General features: G+C 60.3%; 15 protein-coding genes. 9 read left to right on the forward strand and 6 right to left on the reverse strand.

Annotated elements, in window-relative coordinates:
* Positions 1-64: 64 nt before the first annotated feature.
* The gene (plsB, locus tag LG31_RS0106150) at positions 65-2,488 is read right to left on the reverse strand and encodes a glycerol-3-phosphate 1-O-acyltransferase PlsB (protein WP_033113612.1); all 2,424 of its coding nucleotides are present in this window, start codon (positions 2,486-2,488) and stop codon (positions 65-67) included.
* Positions 2,489-2,692: 204 nt separating this feature from the next.
* Here plsB and lexA point away from each other — a divergent pair, with 204 nt between their 5' ends.
* The 4 genes from lexA (at position 2,693) to LG31_RS0106170 (ending at position 6,197) form a co-directional block, all read left to right on the forward strand.
* Positions 2,693-3,319, forward strand: coding sequence for a transcriptional repressor LexA (gene lexA / locus LG31_RS0106155; protein WP_033113613.1), 627 nt, complete (start codon positions 2,693-2,695; stop codon positions 3,317-3,319).
* Between the two features lie 465 nt (positions 3,320-3,784).
* Positions 3,785-4,000, forward strand: a complete 216-nt coding sequence (locus LG31_RS0106160) for a hypothetical protein (RefSeq protein ID WP_084059553.1) — start codon at positions 3,785-3,787, stop codon at positions 3,998-4,000.
* A 206-nt stretch (positions 4,001-4,206) separates the two neighbouring features.
* Positions 4,207-4,833 carry an SCO family protein gene (locus LG31_RS0106165; protein WP_033113615.1) on the forward strand — a complete coding sequence of 209 codons (627 nt, stop codon included), beginning with the start codon at positions 4,207-4,209 and terminating at the stop codon, positions 4,831-4,833.
* A gap of 74 nt (positions 4,834-4,907) precedes the next feature.
* Positions 4,908-6,197 (forward strand): MATE family efflux transporter, encoded by a 1,290-nt coding sequence (locus LG31_RS0106170; RefSeq protein WP_084059554.1) that lies wholly within the window; start codon positions 4,908-4,910, stop codon positions 6,195-6,197.
* A gap of 13 nt (positions 6,198-6,210) precedes the next feature.
* Here LG31_RS0106170 and trmL read toward each other — a convergent pair whose 3' ends face one another.
* The 3 genes from trmL to LG31_RS0106185 all read right to left on the reverse strand — a co-directional run bounded on the left by trmL (position 6,211) and on the right by LG31_RS0106185 (position 8,797).
* Positions 6,211-6,675 carry a tRNA (uridine(34)/cytosine(34)/5-carboxymethylaminomethyluridine(34)-2'-O)-methyltransferase TrmL gene (gene trmL, locus LG31_RS0106175; protein ID WP_033113617.1) on the reverse strand — a complete coding sequence of 155 codons (465 nt, stop codon included), beginning with the start codon at positions 6,673-6,675 and terminating at the stop codon, positions 6,211-6,213.
* Between the two features lie 74 nt (positions 6,676-6,749).
* Positions 6,750-8,120: an ATP-binding protein gene (locus LG31_RS0106180; protein ID WP_161785969.1), complete on the reverse strand. Its 1,371-nt coding sequence runs from the start codon at positions 8,118-8,120 to the stop codon at positions 6,750-6,752.
* Positions 8,102-8,797 (reverse strand): response regulator, encoded by a 696-nt coding sequence (locus LG31_RS0106185; protein ID WP_033113618.1) that lies wholly within the window; start codon positions 8,795-8,797, stop codon positions 8,102-8,104. Before LG31_RS0106185 ends, LG31_RS0106180 begins: the two co-directional genes overlap by 19 nt.
* 85 nt (positions 8,798-8,882) lie before the next feature.
* Here LG31_RS0106185 and fieF point away from each other — a divergent pair, with 85 nt between their 5' ends.
* The 4 genes from fieF to LG31_RS21155 all read left to right on the forward strand — a co-directional run bounded on the left by fieF (position 8,883) and on the right by LG31_RS21155 (position 12,260).
* Complete coding sequence (fieF, locus tag LG31_RS0106190; RefSeq protein ID WP_033113619.1) at positions 8,883-9,794, forward strand: cation efflux pump FieF; 912 nt, start codon at positions 8,883-8,885, stop codon at positions 9,792-9,794.
* An 8-nt stretch (positions 9,795-9,802) separates the two neighbouring features.
* Entirely contained in the window at positions 9,803-10,582 is a 780-nt protein-coding gene (gene cysE / locus LG31_RS0106195; protein ID WP_033113620.1) for a serine O-acetyltransferase, read from the forward strand.
* A 20-nt stretch (positions 10,583-10,602) separates the two neighbouring features.
* Positions 10,603-11,883 (forward strand): hypothetical protein, encoded by a 1,281-nt coding sequence (locus LG31_RS0106200; protein WP_033113621.1) that lies wholly within the window; start codon positions 10,603-10,605, stop codon positions 11,881-11,883.
* 167 nt (positions 11,884-12,050) lie between these two features.
* Positions 12,051-12,260, forward strand: a complete 210-nt coding sequence (locus LG31_RS21155; RefSeq protein WP_033113622.1) for a cell division protein ZapB — start codon at positions 12,051-12,053, stop codon at positions 12,258-12,260.
* A 72-nt stretch (positions 12,261-12,332) separates the two neighbouring features.
* On the opposite strand, the gene elbB is transcribed toward LG31_RS21155, so the two are convergent.
* Positions 12,333-12,983 (reverse strand): isoprenoid biosynthesis glyoxalase ElbB, encoded by a 651-nt coding sequence (gene elbB, locus LG31_RS0106210; RefSeq protein WP_033113628.1) that lies wholly within the window; start codon positions 12,981-12,983, stop codon positions 12,333-12,335.
* A gap of 400 nt (positions 12,984-13,383) precedes the next feature.
* Here elbB and polA point away from each other — a divergent pair, with 400 nt between their 5' ends.
* A complete protein-coding gene (polA, locus tag LG31_RS0106215) occupies positions 13,384-16,134 on the forward strand; it encodes a DNA polymerase I (RefSeq protein ID WP_033113623.1) in 2,751 nt (916 codons plus the stop codon).
* Positions 16,135-16,224: 90 nt separating this feature from the next.
* On the opposite strand, the gene LG31_RS0106220 is transcribed toward polA, so the two are convergent.
* A partial coding sequence (locus LG31_RS0106220) for a gamma carbonic anhydrase family protein (protein ID WP_152598315.1) occupies positions 16,225-16,763 on the reverse strand: 539 nt, incomplete at its 5' end.

Genomic DNA, 16,763 nt, shown 5'->3' on the forward strand with positions numbered 1-16,763 from the left:
TCCCGCACAAATTCCGATAAAAAAGAAGGCCGCATCATGCGGCCTTCTTTGTTTGCGTTGCAGATCAGAGCTGGTTGCCCGCCTGAATGGTGCGGCGGATCTTGTTGCTAAGCAGCGGCACTATGTTGTCGGCAAGAGCCTGGAAGCGGCCGAGATCCGGCTTGCAGTCGGAGGAGAAGTAACCCTCTTTGCGCAGGGTGTGGATCAGGGTGCTGAACAGCTTCTGGTCGAAGAACTCGGGGGCGTTGATGCCGTGCAGGGTGCCGAGGCGCTCTGCCATCATCAGGCCGTCAGCTTCCAGCTGCTCCGCCTCGATATGGGGCTGGGCCAGCACTCGGGTCAGCACGATGGCGTAGCGCTGCAGGGTCTCCTGAATGCTCTCCGCCAGCAGCAGCAGGCGCATCTGGTTGGCCGGGTTGACCCAGTAGCCGCCATCGCGTGCCTCGATCAGTTGCTGACGCTGCAGCTCTGCCAGCAGGGCATCGACCAGCTCCGGCAGCTCTTCCTCTTCATAACGCAGGAACAGCTCGGTCTTGAGCAGCGGATAGATGTCGATGCAGCGGGCCATGATCTCGCTGCGGGAGATCCCCTCGCACCGCTCGATCAACGCCGCCACCAGAGAGGGCATGGCGAACAGGTGGAGGATGTTGTTGCGGTAGTAGGTCAGCAGGATCGCCTGATAGCGGTCCAGACTGATGATCTGCCCCAGCTTGTCCTCGCTTACCTCGAACTTGTTGAGCTCCATCGCCTGATCCAGCAGGGTCTTGGCATCCTCATCCGGAATAGTACTCTGCGGGCTGTAAGGCACAGCCTTGAGCAGATCCAGATAGGTGTTGAGCTGGGCATGCAACTCGTCGCGGGTCAGGGCGTGGCGCTCGGCGGCCAGCAGCGCCAGCGCGCTCAGGGTCAGGCCGTTGACTGCGGCAGCCCCGTTGATGCGGGTCATCAGCAGCTCGGCCAGATCGTTGACGGTGCCCGCCATCCACTCCGGACGCTCCTCTTCCCCGATGTGTTTTTTCCAGTCCGGAATATGTTCGCTCAGGTAGCTGTTGAGGGTCAGCGGTTCGCCGAAGTTGACGAAGCCGCGGCCGTAGTTGCGCAGCTTGCGCAGGATGCCAAGCACCTGCAGGAAGCTCTCCTTCTCCTTGCGGCTCCCCTTGAGCTCGTTGTGGTAGGTGTTCACCTCCATCACGTGCTCGTAACCCAGATAGACCGGCACCAGAGTCACCGGCCTGTCCAGTCCGCGCATCATCGCCTGCAGGGTCATCGCCAGCATGCCGGTCTTGGGTGGCAGCAGGCGGCCGGTACGGGAGCGGCCACCCTCGGTGAAGAACTCTACCGAGTAACCCTTGGCAAACAGCAGGTTGAGATATTCCCGGAATACCGTGCTATAGAGCGGATTGCCCTTGAAGGTGCGGCGAATGAAGAAGGCGCCACCGTGGCGGAAGATGGGGCCCGCCGGCCAGAAGTTGAGGTTGATGCCCGCCGCGATATGGGGCGGCACCATCCCCTGGTGGTAGATGACGTAGGAGAGCAGCAGGTAGTCCATGTGGCTGCGGTGGCAGGGGACGTAGACGATCTCGTGCCCTTCCTGCGCCAACTGGCGTACCTTCTCGGCGCCATTGACCGACAAACCGCGGTAGAGCTTGTTCCACAGCCAGCCGAGGAAGCTCTCGCCCAGGCGGATCAGCCGGTAAGAGAAGTTGGAGGCGATCTCGTCCATGTAACCATGGGCACGCTTTTGCGCCTTCTCGAGGCTGATCCCCTCGCGCTGGGCCTCCTCTTCAATCGCCTGCTGGATCACCGCGGAGTCGAGCAACTGCTTGAACAGCAGGTTGCGGTTCGGCAGTTTCGGGCCGGTGGCAGCGAGTTGCTGGCGGCTGAAATGGGTACGAGCCACCCGCGCCAGTTTGTGGGCGATGGCTTCGTCGGTGCCATGTTTGTCCGCCATATAGCGCAGGGAGAGCGGCGGTGAGAAGCGCACCAGATTCTCGCGACCCTTGAGGATCACGATGAGCGCTTTCTTCAGCCGGTTCGGCGCCAGACTGCTGATGATGTTCCAGCCGGATGCCTCTTCGCCTTCCCGACCCGGAGCGCGGCCCCAGAACAGGGTGACGGGCACCACCTGGATATCGAGTTCGGGATCCTGCTTGTGCAGATCCAGCAGCTGGTGGAACTCCTGCAGGAAGGGGAGCGGCTTGCTGCGTTTGCCAAACAGGGGAGGCGGACGATCCAGACAGACATAGCGCGGCAGCAGCTGGCCGTTAAGCTCCAGCGGGGTGAAGGGACCGGGCAGACCGAGATCCTCACAGCACTGCTGCAGGGTCATCAGGTCGGTGATCGAACTGGTCTTCAGGGCGTAGACGATGGGTCTGGCCGGATCCAGATTGAGTTCAGTGATGGGATTTTCCGGCAGGCTCTTGTGATTGACCAAGCCGCTGACCGGCCATTGCAAGATGGCTCTGGAAATCTTCTGTCCTAGGGACATGTGCGTCTGCTCTCCAAAAAAATGCGGCGTGAGCATAGCAAATCGGCGGCCCCTTGTCGCCGAGAGGTACGATGAGTCAGCTGCGCAGGATCAAAACAGCGATAAATGAGCGGTTTGTCGCGACAAATGTCAGCTCTGCCTTGCCTTGGTCACTGCACTGTATATACTGCCAGTGTGCTGTATAAAAAGACAGGTGCCCATTCTATGAAACCCCTTACTCCCCGCCAGGCCGAAGTGCTGGAGTTGATCAAGGCGAATATGAGCGAAACCGGCATGCCGCCGACTCGCGCCGAGATTGCCCAGAAGCTTGGTTTCAAGTCGGCCAATGCGGCCGAAGAACATCTGAAGGCCCTGGCCAAAAAAGGGGTCATCGAGATCATGCCGGGCACGTCCCGCGGCATCCGCCTGCTGCTCGAAGAGGAGGAAGAGGTGCTGGAAGAGAGCGGCCTGCCCCTGATTGGCAAGGTGGCTGCCGGCGAACCTATCTTGGCGCAGGAGCATATCGAGAGCCACTATCAGGTGGATCCCGCCCTGTTTCATCCGCGAGCAGACTTTCTGCTGCGGGTGCAGGGGATGAGCATGAAGAACATCGGCATTCTGGATGGCGACCTGTTGGCGGTGCACAAGACTCAGGAGGTGCGCAACGGTCAGGTGGTTGTAGCCCGTCTCGATGAGGATGTCACCGTCAAGCGCTTCCAGCGCAAGGGCAGCCAGGTGTGGCTGCTGCCGGAAAACGAAGAGCTCTCCCCCATCGAGGTGGATCTCTCCAGCCAGCACCTTACCATCGAGGGTTTGGCCGTCGGCGTGATCCGCAACGCCGACTGGATGTAATTTCCCCTTTGCCATGAGACGGCCTCCTGCGGGAGGCCGTTTTGTTTTTGCGCTTTTCCTGTTGCCCTTGCCGCTAGCCCATTACGAAGAGACTCGATAGGAGTTCGACGAAGGGAGTGGCTGCCAATCATTCATTTCGGATATATGCTCAAATCAGGGTCTCGCCAATAATAAAGAGACTTCGTGCCATGCGTTGCCGGCCTGTGGCGGGTAATAGGGGCAAAGTCAGAACAAGCATGGGCAACACACCTTCACGGGATATGAAGGGAGAGGGGGCGCCTCAGCCATGGGGCGTCACTCGTGGTATGGCAAGTCGCCGTGCTACCGGTAGTCGGCCGGGCAGGCGCAACAGCATAACTTGTCGGTCAGGGAGGACTGGTTATGGCATCGAGATCTTCATGGGATACAGAGGTGAGGGAACTTGCACCGGTATCCTCCATCACCCGTTTTTTCAGAGGTAGCCGGTTGACTTGGTTTTACGGGCTCTGGCTGCACCACAAGGGGTCGCACTGGACGCTCTGGCTGGGTTGTCCGAAAGAGAAGGTGGTACAGCTGGTGCTGTTGTTCAAGCGCGGCCATGGTGTTGCCAAGTTGCAGGAAAACTGGTTGGCACCAGTGATCCCTATCAGTGCCAGAGCGCTCGGCAAAATGCTGCAGCAGAGGCACATTAACCGCCCGTGAAGGGCATGGATGGCGCCAGAGACCCAGAAAACCGGCTCGCACACGAGCCGGTTTTTGTTTTTGCGGTTGCTGCTTAATTGAACCAAACGGTCTGTTCCTGACAGAGCCGTGTACAAGGGGTCTCCAGTTCATGTCCTGCTGGGGTACAATCCCCCACCTGTCTGGCTATCGATGCTGTGTGTACTGAACCGAAAGGGTCTCTTGTTATGATGAAGCTTCGCTATCCCCTGCTGTTTCTGCTGCTGACAGGCTGCCTGATCCTTGCCTTCTACCTCACCCAGCCAAAACGACCTGAGCATGCTGATTACTATCCAGTCGGGCGGGACATCAACAACTTCGAGCTGATCGATGCCGACAACAAGCCATTCACCCCGGCCAACTTGCTGGGCCACTGGACCTTTCTCTTCGTCGGTTACACCTTTTGTCCCGATATCTGCCCCACCACGCTGGCCGATATACGCTCCGTCTACGATCAGCTGAAGAAGCTGGCTCCGACTACTCAGGTGGTCTTTGTTTCGGCGGATCCCCAGCGCGATGATCCGGCCCGTCTCAAGACCTATACCGCCTTCTTCAACCCCGAGTTCAAGGCTGCGACGGCGCCCCACGACAAGCTGTTCCCGTTCGTGCGCAATCTGGGGCTGGTCTACTCCATCGCCAAGGAGGGGGAGAAGGATTACCTGATCGATCACTCCGCTTCCATCGTCCTCATCAATCCCAAGGGCAAGTTGCAGGGGGTATTCCGGCCCAAGGTGGAACGCGGCCAGGTACCGCTGGTGCAGATGGATAGCATGCTCTCCGACTTCTCCCGCATCCTGAAGCTGACAGGCCACTGAGAGTGACGCACTCTGTTGCTCTCTGGTGGCGAGATCCCTCTCGCCACCGCGCCGTCTTTGCCCTCGCCCTGCCGATGGTATTCTCCAATATCACCACCCCCCTGCTGGGGCTGGTGGATACCTGGGTGATCGGTCATCTCGGGCAGGCCTGGTTTCTCGGGGGCGTCTCGGTCGGTGCGACCCTCATCAATCTCATCTTCTGGCTGCTCGGCTTTCTGCGAATGTCGACCACCGGGCTGACGGCACAGGCTCACGGTGCTGCTGACGGGCGGGCCCAGCTCGATACCCTGCTGCGCGGGTTGGGGCTGGCCGTTGCCCTCGGGCTGGCTCTGCTTCTGCTGCTATTTCCCCTATTGCCCCGGCTGATTGCCCTGAGCGGCGGCTCGCCCGAGGTGCAGCTCTATGCTGGCCAGTACGTGGCGGCGCGGATCTGGAGCGCCCCGGCGGCGCTCTGCAATCTGGTGATCATGGGCTGGCTGCTGGGGATGCAGGATGCCCGCAGCCCCATGGTGATGCTGATCCTCACCAATCTGGTCAACATGGCGCTCGACGCCCTGTTTGTGCTCGGGCTCGGCTGGCAGGTGCGCGGCGTGGCGGCGGCCTCGGTGCTGGCCGATTACTGCGCGCTGGGGGTCGGCATCTGGCTGGTATCTCGTCAGCTGCGGCAATTGGCGCCGACGGTGTGGCAGGATGGCTGGCAGCGCTGGCGCCAGCTTGCTCCCATGGTGCGGTTGCTCGGCCTCAACCGCGATATCTTCCTGCGCTCCCTCTCGCTACAGCTCTGCTTTGCCTTTATGACTTTGCAAGGTGCCCGGCTGGGCGACGTGGCGGTGGCAGCCAATGCAGTGTTGCTCAACTTCCTGATGCTCATCTCCTACGGGCTCGATGGCTTCGCCTATGCCGTCGAGGCGATGGTCGGGCGGGCTATCGGCTTGCGGGATCGGCTCCGGTTGCGGGAGGCCATCCTGCTCAATCTGGGCTGGGCGGCCCTCATTGCCAGCGGTTTTACCCTGGTGTTTGCCCTCTTCGGTAGCCACCTTGTCGGCTATATCACCGATATTCCGGCGGTTGTTGCGGAGGCAACCCGCCACCTGCCCTGGCTGGTGGTGATGCCGCTGCTGGCGGTCTGGTGTTTCCTGCTGGATGGTGTCTTTATCGGGGCGACTCGGGCGAAGGAGATGCGCAACAGCATGCTGCTGGCGGCGTTTGGCGGTTTCTTCCCGATCTGGTGGCTCTGTCAGTCGTGGGGTGTTGCGGCACTGTGGGCTGCGATGGCGGCGCTGATGGTTGGCCGGGGATTGTCGCTCGGGATTAGCTGCTGGCGACTGGAGCGAAGCGGGCGCCTGCTCGACGCCCGCCACTGATCATCGGTGGCGCTTACATGGCGCCGCGATAGCCGAGCTGGCGCCAGCTCTCGTAGACAAAGACCGAGACCGCGTTGGAGAGGTTCATGCTGCGGCTCTGGGGCAGCATGGGGATGCGCACCCGCTGCTCGAATGGCAGGCTCTCGATGATCTCGATGGGCAAGCCGCGGCTCTCCGGCCCGAACAGCAGGGCGTCGCCGAGGGCAAACTGCACGGCCGAGTGCGCGGTGCGTCCCTTGGTGGTGCAGGCAAATATCCGCTTGGGCGCCACGGCTGCCAGAAAGGTTTCATAGCTCGGCCAGCGCTTCACCTCGGCAAACTCGTGATAGTCGAGTCCCGCCCGCTTCACCCGCTTGTCATCCCACTCAAATCCCAGCGGCTCGATCAGATGGAGCCGGTATCCGGTGTTGGCGCAAAGCCGGATGATATTGCCGGTATTGGGCGGAATTTCCGGCTGGTAGAGGACGATATCGAGCATGACGAGCTCCTGCAAAGAGATGTAAAGGCAAGAAGGGGCGCCAGCATACCCAGCGCCCGTGCCGATGAAAAGGGTCAGGCGATCGGTAGTTTGATGGTGACGGTAAGGCCGGTCGGGTGGTTGTTGCTGGCGGCAATGGTGCCGCCGTGGCGCTGGATCGCCTCCGCCGCGATGGCCAGCCCCAGCCCGGTTCCGCCGGTCTTGGCATTGCGGGCATCATCGACCCGGAAGAAGGGCTGGAACAGCAGCGGCTGCTGCTCGTCAGGTACGCCGGGCCCGTCATCCCGAATGGTCATCACCCACTCCTTGCCATCCCGATACCACTCCACCTTGATGAACTCGCGGGCATATTTGAGGGCGTTGCGCAGTGGGTTCTCGATGGCTCGCGAGAGCAGCTCCGGCCACATCTGGATCGACTCGGTCGGCAGTTGCGGTAGCCTGAGCTGTTTGCCGCTCTGGTTCGCTTCAAACATTGCATCTTCGAGCATGGGCTCCAGCAGATCAGCCAGCGGCTGCACGACGGGCGCCTCCACATGCTGCTGTACCCGCGACAGGTCGAGCAGGTCACCGATCAGCTTGTCCAGTCGCCCAATTTCCGATTCGATCCGGGCGAGCTCGGCACTGTCGCCCTGCTTGCGGCGGATCAGCGCCTGTGCCAGCTGCATCCGGGTTAAGGGGCTGCGCAGCTCGTGAGAGATGTCTGATAGCAGCTGTTTCTGCTTCTGGATCATGCTCTTGAGCGTTTCCACCATGCGGCTGACATGGTCGGCCAGCTGGCCGATCTCGTCGCGGCGGCCAAGGTTGGGGATCTGCACCTCAAGGTTGCCGGCTGCCAGCTGGGAGACCGATTTCTGCAATTGCAGGATCGGGCGGGTCAACCGCCAGGCGAGCAGCAGGCAGAGCGGCGTGCTGATCAGCATGGCTACCCCGAGAATGCGGATAGGGTGATCCAGCACCTGAATAAACAGGAACAGGTAGGGGTTTTCGGCATTGAGCCCGAAATAGACGTGGTAGCTGTGGCCGTGATGCTGCATCAGAAAGGGGCCGGCGATCGCCTTGCGGTGCTCGTTGCGCAGCATGGGCTTGCCCGGGTCATCGGCATCCACCATGAAGCGCACCACGAACTTGCGGGGATGGGTGGTGGACTGGATCTGCCCCTTCTCGTCGCGGATATAGACATTGTCCACCGGCAGCATGGCGATGTTGTCCATCGCCTTGGCCAGATCGAAATCCTGATCCGGGTCGGCGGCATTGAGCAGGGCCTGCACATTGTTCTGCATCCGCGCCACCTCGTGGGTGGGCAGCGGGATCTGGTTGCGGGGATCGAGCGTCGGCAGGCTGATCACTGCCGCGAGGATCACCAGCAACATAAACCAGAACCAGAGGAAGATGTGGGTCGAGATCCCGTTGAGGGAGGTGCCCCCCTTTATTCTTGCTCTAGCCACAGATAGCCGCGCCCCCGTACGGTTTTGAAACGGGGCTGGCCATCGGTGCGCTCCGGCAACTTCTTGCGCAGGTTGCTCAGGTGCATGTCGATGGCGCGATCGAAGGGTTCCAGCTTCTTGCCTAGCACCTGCTCGGAGAGGTGGCTCTTGCTGACAATCTGGCCGGGGTTGCGCAGCAGACACTCCAGCAGGCCGAACTCGGTGGCGGTCAGCTCCAGCAGCTGCTCGCCGCAGCGGGCCTGCTGCAGGCCGGGTTGCAGCACTATGTCCATAAAGCTGACTTCGTCGGAGGAGTTGCCGCGCTGGGGCGGGGCGCTCTGGGTGCGGCGCAGGATGGCACGCACCCTGGCCAGCAGCTCCCGATCATCGAAAGGCTTGGCCAGATAGTCGTCGGCCCCCGCCTCAAGACCGTTGACCCGATCCTGGCTGTCGCCACGGGCGGTCAGCATCAGTACCGGTGTTTCATGGGTTTTGCGCAGCTTGGCCAGCATGGCGAAGCCGTTGAGTTTGGGCATCATCACATCGAGCAGCACCAGATTGAAGCTCTGTTCTGCCAGTCGTTGCAGCCCCTCTTCACCATCCTCGGCGACCGTGACCTGAAATCCCTCCAGGGTCAGAATTTCGGTGAGCAACTGGGTCAATTCAAGATCGTCGTCGACCAGGAGTATTCTGTTCATCGGGTGTTATTCCGCAGATTTTCGCGCCAAACTGACGCCGGGGTCAGGGTATAATAAGTTTTTCATCGCCAGAGGAAAGCCGGTTTTGAGCCATCAACAATATTCCCGTTGGGTTACCTTTGCCAGCATGGCGGCCGTTACGACCGCCACCCTGCTCATCATCGGCAAACTGATCGCCTGGCTGATGACAGATTCATCAACCTTGCTGGCATCCCTGACTGACTCCTTCATGGATGTGAGCGCCTCCATCATCAACCTGCTGGCCATCCGTTATGCGCTGGCCCCTGCCGATGACGAGCACCGTTTTGGCCATGGCAAGGCGGAGTCGCTGGCCGGACTCATCCAGTCGGCTTTTATCTCGGGTTCGGCGCTGCTGCTGGTGATGCATGGTATCTCCTCCCTGCTCAATCAGGCGCCTATCCAGCGGCTGGAGGCGGGCCTCTGGGTCAGTGGTGGCTCCATCGTGCTGACCTTGCTGCTGGTCAGTTTCCAGAGCGTTGTCATTCGCAAGACCAACAGCGTCGCCATCAAGGCCGACATGCTGCACTACCGCTCTGATCTGTTGCTCAACGCCGGGGTGTTGCTGGCGCTGGTGCTGGCAGGACAGGGGTGGTACTGGGCCGACGGCCTGTTTGCCATCCTGATCGGTCTGTTCCTGCTGTGGGGGGCGTTGCATATTGGTTACGAATCGGTGCAGGCGCTGCTCGATCGTCAGTTGCCAGCCGAAGAACAAGCGAGAATAATGGCCCTCTGCTGCGCCGTCGAAGGGGTTCATGGCGTCCACGATCTGCGCACCCGCCAGTCGGGGCCGACCCGCTTTGTGCAGCTGCACCTGGAGCTGGATGACCAGATCCCTCTGGTCAAGGCCCACCAAATCGCTGATGAAGCCGAGTTGGCCGTGCGCCAGGCTTTCGAGCGAATGGATGTCATTATCCACATGGACCCCATCTCGGTGCTGACAAAAGAACAACAAAGCCCTCACCCTGAACAACAGTAGGCTGCAACATGGATGATCTGGTTGCCAAAACCTGGCAGAAAATTCAGCAAGAAGCACAGTGCATGGCGGCCCAGGAGCCGATGCTGGCCAGCTTCTTCCACTCCACCATTCTCAATCACAAGAATTTGCGCTCGGCCCTCAGCTTCCAGCTGGCCAACAAGCTCGACAGCGCCACCATGCCCGCCATCGCCCTGCGCGAGGTGATTGAGCTGGCCCTGCGCAGCGAGCCGGAGCTGCTGACCGTGGTCGCCGCCGACATCTGTGCCGTACAGGATCGCGATCCGGCGGTTGACCTCTTCTCCACTCCGCTGCTCTACCTCAAGGGATTCCATGCTCTGCAGGGCTATCGGGTCGCCAACTGGCTGTGGCGTCAGGGGCGCCGCTCGCTGGCACTCTACCTGCAGAACCAGATCTCGGTGGTATTCGGGGTCGATGTGCATCCGGCAGCCCGCATCGGCAAGGGGATTATGTTCGACCACGCCACCGGCATAGTGGTGGGTGAGACGGCGGTGATTGAAGATGACGTCTCGATCCTGCAGAGCGTGACGCTGGGCGGTACCGGCAAGGAGAGCGGCGATCGCCATCCCAAGATCCGCGAAGGGGTGATGATAGGGGCGGGCGCCAAGGTGCTCGGCAATATCGAAGTGGGCATGGGCGCCAAAATTGGTGCCGGCAGCGTGGTGATCAACCCGGTGCCGCCCCATACCACAGTCGCTGGCGTACCCGCCAAGATCGTCGGCCGTCCGGAGTGCGACAAACCGTCGCTGGATATGGATCAGTGCCTCTGATCTCCCGGCCGGAGTAGTCGATGGTCAAACGCTGGTCGGGTTATCTGATCCTGGGGATGTGGCTGCTCAACCTGCTGCATCTCTACCTGGGGTTCTCTCCCTGGCCGGCGGCCATTGCTGCCGGGGGCGCTTCCCTGCTCACCTGGCCCTGGCTGGCCGGTGCCGCCAGACGGCAGGCGCTGGCACTTTACGGCGCCGCGTTTTTGCTGTTGCTCTTCTCCTGGTGGCGGGGGGCCAGCTTCAGTGCCGATGCCTGGCTGCTGCCCAACATCAATATGCTCACTATGTTTGCTGCGGTGAGCACCCTCAATCTCGTTACCTCGGGTCTCTTGACCGGTACCACTTCGTGGCAAGGGCGCAAGGGGCTGTGGAGCACCATGGCCAGCCTCAATCTGCTGGGGGCCGTCATCAACCTCTCGGTGCTTTTTATCATCGGCGATCGGCTGGAACGTAACGGCACCCTTGAGCGACGTCAGGTGCTGGTGCTGAGCCGCATCTTCTGCGTCGCCGCCTTCTGGTCCCCCTTCTTTGTCGCCATGGCGGTGGCACTCACTTACGCACCGGGCCTCAAGCTGTCGAACATCTTGCCGTTTGGCGTGGTGGCGACCCTGCTGGCAATGACGATAACGGCCTGGCAGGTGGAGCGGATCGGGGTGACGGATTTTTCCGGCTATCCGCTGCGGCTGCAGACCCTGGGGCTGCCGATCACCCTGGCCGGGCTGGTGCTGCTCATCAAGCAGATCTGGCCAGATCTCGGCATCATGGCGGTTATTGCGCTGGTGGCACCGCTGCTGGCACTGCTCTTTATGCCGCATACCGGCCGTAAGGCCGCGCTGAAACGACAGGTGGTGGAGCGCTTTCCTGCCATCGGTGGTCAACTGGTGCTGTTTCTGGGGGCCGGTCTGCTGGCTGCTGGCATCAACAGCGCCGTGTCGGTCATCGATCTTGGCGGTGGTCATGGTTTGCCACTGTTCAACCACTTCGGCTGGCTGGAGGCATCCCTCGCACTCTTGCTGATCCTGCTGGTAGCCATCGTCGGGGTACACCCACTCATCAGTATCTCCGGACTGGCACCGTTGCTCTGGCCTCTGTCACCGGATCCCAGCCTGCTCGGCATGTGTTTTCTGCTGGGGTGGGGGATTGCCACGGGTACCAGCCCGCTCTCCGGATCCAATCTGGCGCTGGCCTCCCGCTACAACCTGAGTGCTGCCGCCATCTTGCGTGGCAACCTGCTCTACGGCCTGCTGATGTACGGGGTTGGCTGTCTGCTGATGGGGGGCTATATCGCTCTTCACCGGTGAGCTGCGCAGGATGCGAGAAAAATAGACGCATATTTAGACAATACCTCTGTGGAAGAGGCATTTTGCAGCGCACTGGCTTGTTTGTGCCGATAGGCTCGGGGTATGCTGGCTCCACGCGCTTGAATCGCCCTCTGTGGGGCATCGCAATTGAACAAACAGGTATGCATATGTCACTAGAAGTCCTTGAGCAACTCGAATCCAAAGTACAATCCGCCGTCGACAACATCTCCCTGCTGAAGATGGAACTGGACGATCTGAAAGAGCAGAACACCAAGCTGCAAGACGAGAACCATCAGCTTCGCAACGAGCACGCTGCATGGCAGGAGCGTCTGCGTGCCCTGCTGGGCAAGATGGATCAGATGGGCGAAAGCATCTGATCGGTCGCTATCCGCGAGAATTGAAAACGGGCCGCTCCATGAGCGGCCCGTTTGTTTTGGTAGGCCGGGAAATCAGAGTGCCAGCAGCTGTTTGACGGTTTTCTCGATACCGTCTGCCGCTTCTACGATATTGCTGGCCAGCATGTAGGCAGGACTGGAGATCACCTTGCGCTCCTGATCCACCACGAACTCGTTGACCGGACAGTTGAGGTGGCTGCCGCCCATCGCTTCGATGGCGTTGGCGGTGCCTTCGTCATGACCTATGGTGGCCAGGGTGCCAGCGCCGTAGATGAGCGGGATCATGGCCGGAGCGATGCAGATATAGGCGGCCGGTTTGTTGGCATTGGCAAAGCTTTGGCACGCCTTCAGCACGTCAGGCTGGATTTGGCACTCCGCTCCCTTGATGGCGAAGTCGCACAGGTTCTTGGCTGCGCCAAAGCCGCCGGGTACCAGCAGGGCGTCATAATCGGCCGCATCCAGCTCGGCCACATCCTTTATCTGGCCGCGGCAGATACGCGCCGCTTCGACCAGCACGTTGCGACTCTCCCCCTCGCTCACTTCACCGGTCAGGTGGTTGATCACATGGAGCTGCGTGACGTTCGGAGCGAAGCACTGCACGGTAGCACCCTGACGTGCCAGTGCCAGCAAGCTGATGACGGCTTCATGAATTTCTGCCCCGTCAAAGACGCCGCAGCCACTCAAAATCACGGCCACTTTTTTCATGGCAAACTCCTTGTTGTTGAAAATGTGAGCCAAGATGGATTGTTGTACTTTTGTATGGTTATCGCTCGCCATCTGCTGGTCAAGTCATCTTGCTGTGCTAGGATTGTTTCGTTTCGGATCCTGCCGTACCCACTCCCTTAAATTTTTTTCCACATTGATCGAGATCATTCTCATGGTCTGGTGATCAGTTTTTATGATCTCAATATATTGTTATATATGTATTTTTTGTTTTTTATCCACAGCGTTGTCACTGTGGTTTTTCCGTGCATCCATTTTTGAACACAGAGTTATCCACATATTTGAGGCTTGTGTGGCTCTTTCTGCCGGGTCTCTGCCCCCCTTGGTGTGAGGGGGCCCCTGTGGCATCCTAGCGGCTGTTTATCTCTGGCAGGACGATTTCATGGCCCCTAGCAATCCCCTTATTCTGGTCGACGGCTCCTCTTATCTTTACCGCGCCTTCTTTGCCTCCCAGCAGGCCGATCTGCGCACCTCGACCGGTTTGCCGAGCGGCGCCGTCCGTGTCATGGCCAACATGATGCGCAGCCTGCGCAAGCAGTATCCCGACTGCCATGTGGCCGTGGTGTTCGATGCCAAAGGCAAGACCTTCCGCGACGACATCTATCCCGAATACAAGGCCAACCGGGCCAGCATGCCGGACGATCTGCGCAGCCAGGTTGCCCCCATCCACCAGATGATCAAGGCGATGGGTTTCCCCTTCCTGATGGTGGAAGGGGTAGAAGCGGACGATGTGATCGGCACCCTGGCCCGTCAGGCGACCGAGAAGCAGTTACCGGTGCTGATCAGTACCGGTGACAAGGACATGGCGCAGCTGGTCTCCGACCACGTCACCCTGATTGACACCATGAAAGATGTGAAGACCGATCGGGAAGGGGTGATCGAGAAGTTCGGCGTACCGCCCGAGCTCATCATCGACTACCTGGCCCTGATGGGGGACAAGGTGGACAACATCCCCGGCATGACCGGCGTTGGCGAGAAGACCGCACTGGCCCTGCTGCAGGGGATCGGCAGCATCGACGAGATCGCCGCGAACCTCGACAAGGTGGCTGCGCTCGGTTTCCGTGGCTCCAAGGCGTTCGCCGACAAGTTCCGCGAGCAGGAAGAGCAGGTGCGCCTCTCCTATGTGCTGGCCACCATCAAAACCGACGTGGCGCTGGAGCAGAGTCTGGAAGAGCTGCAGCTCGGCCCTATCGACAAGGAGGCTCTGCTGGCGGTCTATCGCGAGTACGAGCTGCGCAACCTGATCAAAGAGCTGGAGTCTGGCAGTGAAGAGAGCGGAGCCGAAGGTGATGATGAAGTCGCCGCCCCTGCTGCTGCCATCGAAACCGACTACCGCTGCATTCTGGATGAGGCCGAGTTCGACGGCTGGCTGGCCCAGCTGCAGGCCGCGCCGCTGTTTGCCTTCGACACCGAGACCACCAGTCTCGACTATATGGAAGCTCGCGTCGTTGGCGTATCTTTCGCCATCGAGCCGGGCAAGGCAGCCTACGTCCCCTTCGGCCACGACTATCTGGGGGCGCCGGTGCAGCTGACCGAGGCCGTGGTACTCGGCAAGCTCAAGCCGCTGCTGGAAGATCCGGCCCGCCTCAAGGTGGGGCAGAACCTCAAGTACGACCGCAACGTGCTGCTCAATCACGGCATCGAGCTGCAGGGTATCGCCTACGACACCATGCTCGAGTCCTATGTGCTCAACTCCACTGCCAGCCGTCACGACATGGATTCACTGGCTCGCAAGTATCTGAACGCCGAGACCATCTCGTTCGAGGACATCGCCGGCAAGGGGGTCAAGCAGCTCACCTTCAACCAGATCGAGCTGGAGCAGGCGGCCCCCTATGCGGCGGAAGATGCTGACATTACCTTGCGTCTGCATCAGGCGCTGTGGGGCAAGCTCTCTACCGAGCCGGGCCTCGCCAAAGTATTCAGCGAGATCGAATTGCCCCTGTTGCCGGTTCTGGCGCGAATGGAGCGACTCGGTACCACTATCGAACCCAAGCTGCTGCATCAGCAGAGTCAGGAGATCGAAGTGCGTCTGGCGGAACTGGAGAAACAGGCCCACGAGCTGGCCGGGCAGGAGTTCAACCTCTCCTCGCCCAAGCAGCTGGGGGAGATCCTCTTCACCAAGCTGGGGCTGCCGATCATCAAAAAGACCCCCAAGGGTGCGCCATCCACTGCGGAAGAGGTGCTGGCCGAGCTGGCTGAGACCTATGAGCTGCCGCGCCTCCTGATGGAGCACCGTGGGTTGGCCAAGCTCAAGTCCACCTACACCGACAAGCTGCCGCTGATGATCAAGCCGCAGACCGGACGGGTACACACCTCCTATCATCAGGCAGTGGCGGCAACCGGTCGACTCTCCTCCACCGATCCCAACCTGCAGAACATCCCGGTACGCAACGAACAGGGGCGCCGGATCCGTCAGGCCTTTATCCCGTGCGCCGGTTACAAGCTGGTGGCGGCAGACTACTCCCAGATCGAGTTGCGCATCATGGCGCACCTTTCCGGTGACAAGGGGCTGCTGACCGCCTTTGCCGAGGGCAAGGACATCCACAAGGCGACTGCCGCCGAGGTGTTTGGTGTAGCGCTTGATGCGGTGACCAGTGACATGCGCCGCAGTGCCAAGGCGATCAACTTCGGCCTTATCTACGGCATGAGTGCCTTTGGTCTGGCCAAGCAGTTGGGTATCGGCCGTGCCGAGGCGCAGAAGTACATGGATCTCTACTTCGAGCGCTATCCGGGCGTACTGGAGTATATGGAGCGCACCCGTCAGCAGGCGGAAGCCCAGGGTTATGTCGAGACCCTGTTTGGCCGTCGTTTATATCTGCCGGATATCAAGTCCCGCAACGCCGGTCTGCGCAAGGCAGCTGAACGGGCCGCCATCAACGCGCCCATGCAGGGTACGGCTGCCGACATCATCAAGCGCGCCATGATCAACGTGGATGGCTGGATCCGCGGGATTGAAGATGAGTCGATCCGCATGCTGATGCAGGTACACGATGAACTGGTGTTCGAGATCCGCGAAGAGAAGCTGGAGGAGTACATCGCCATCATCAAGGAGAAGATGTCTGCCGCAGCTGAACTGGATGTGCCGCTGGTGGTGGAGGCGGGCACCGGCGACAACTGGGATCAGGCCCACTGACCTCCGGTCAGCCGTTTTGCACTGCTATATAGCTATATAAGAAGCGAAGCCCGGCATCATGCCGGGCTTCCTGTTTATGGTTGCAGCGCTTCAGACTTCTTGCAGGTATTCGTCCTTGAGCTGCACATAATTGTCGGCCGAGGTTTTGAGGAAGGCGACCTCGGCAGGTTTAAGTGGGCGAGCCTGTTTGACGGGATTACCTATATATAGAAAGCCTGACTCGAGTCGCTTGCCCGGCGGCACCAGACTGCCAGCTCCGATCATCACATCATCTTCGACCACGACGCCATCAAGCAGAATGGCACCCATACCGACTAATACCCGGTTGCCGATGGTGCAGCCGTGCAGCATCGCCTTATGGCCGACCGTGACATCTTCACCGATCAGCAGTGGATAGCCGGTCGGATTACTGGCGCTCTTGCGAGTCAGGTGCAGCACAGTGCCATCCTGAATATTGCTGCGGGCGCCGATGCGGATATGGTTTACGTCCCCCCGTGCCGCCACCATGGGCCATATGCTGGCATCGTCGGCCAGCTCGATATCGCCCACCAGGGTGGCGCAGGGATCTACATAAACCCGCTTGCCCAGTTGCGGGCGTTTTCCCCTGTAAGGTCTCAGTCGCAAGTCCA

Source organism: Aeromonas lacus, assembly GCF_000764665.1.
In the GTDB taxonomy this organism is placed as follows: Bacteria; Pseudomonadota; Gammaproteobacteria; order Enterobacterales; family Aeromonadaceae; genus Aeromonas; species Aeromonas lacus.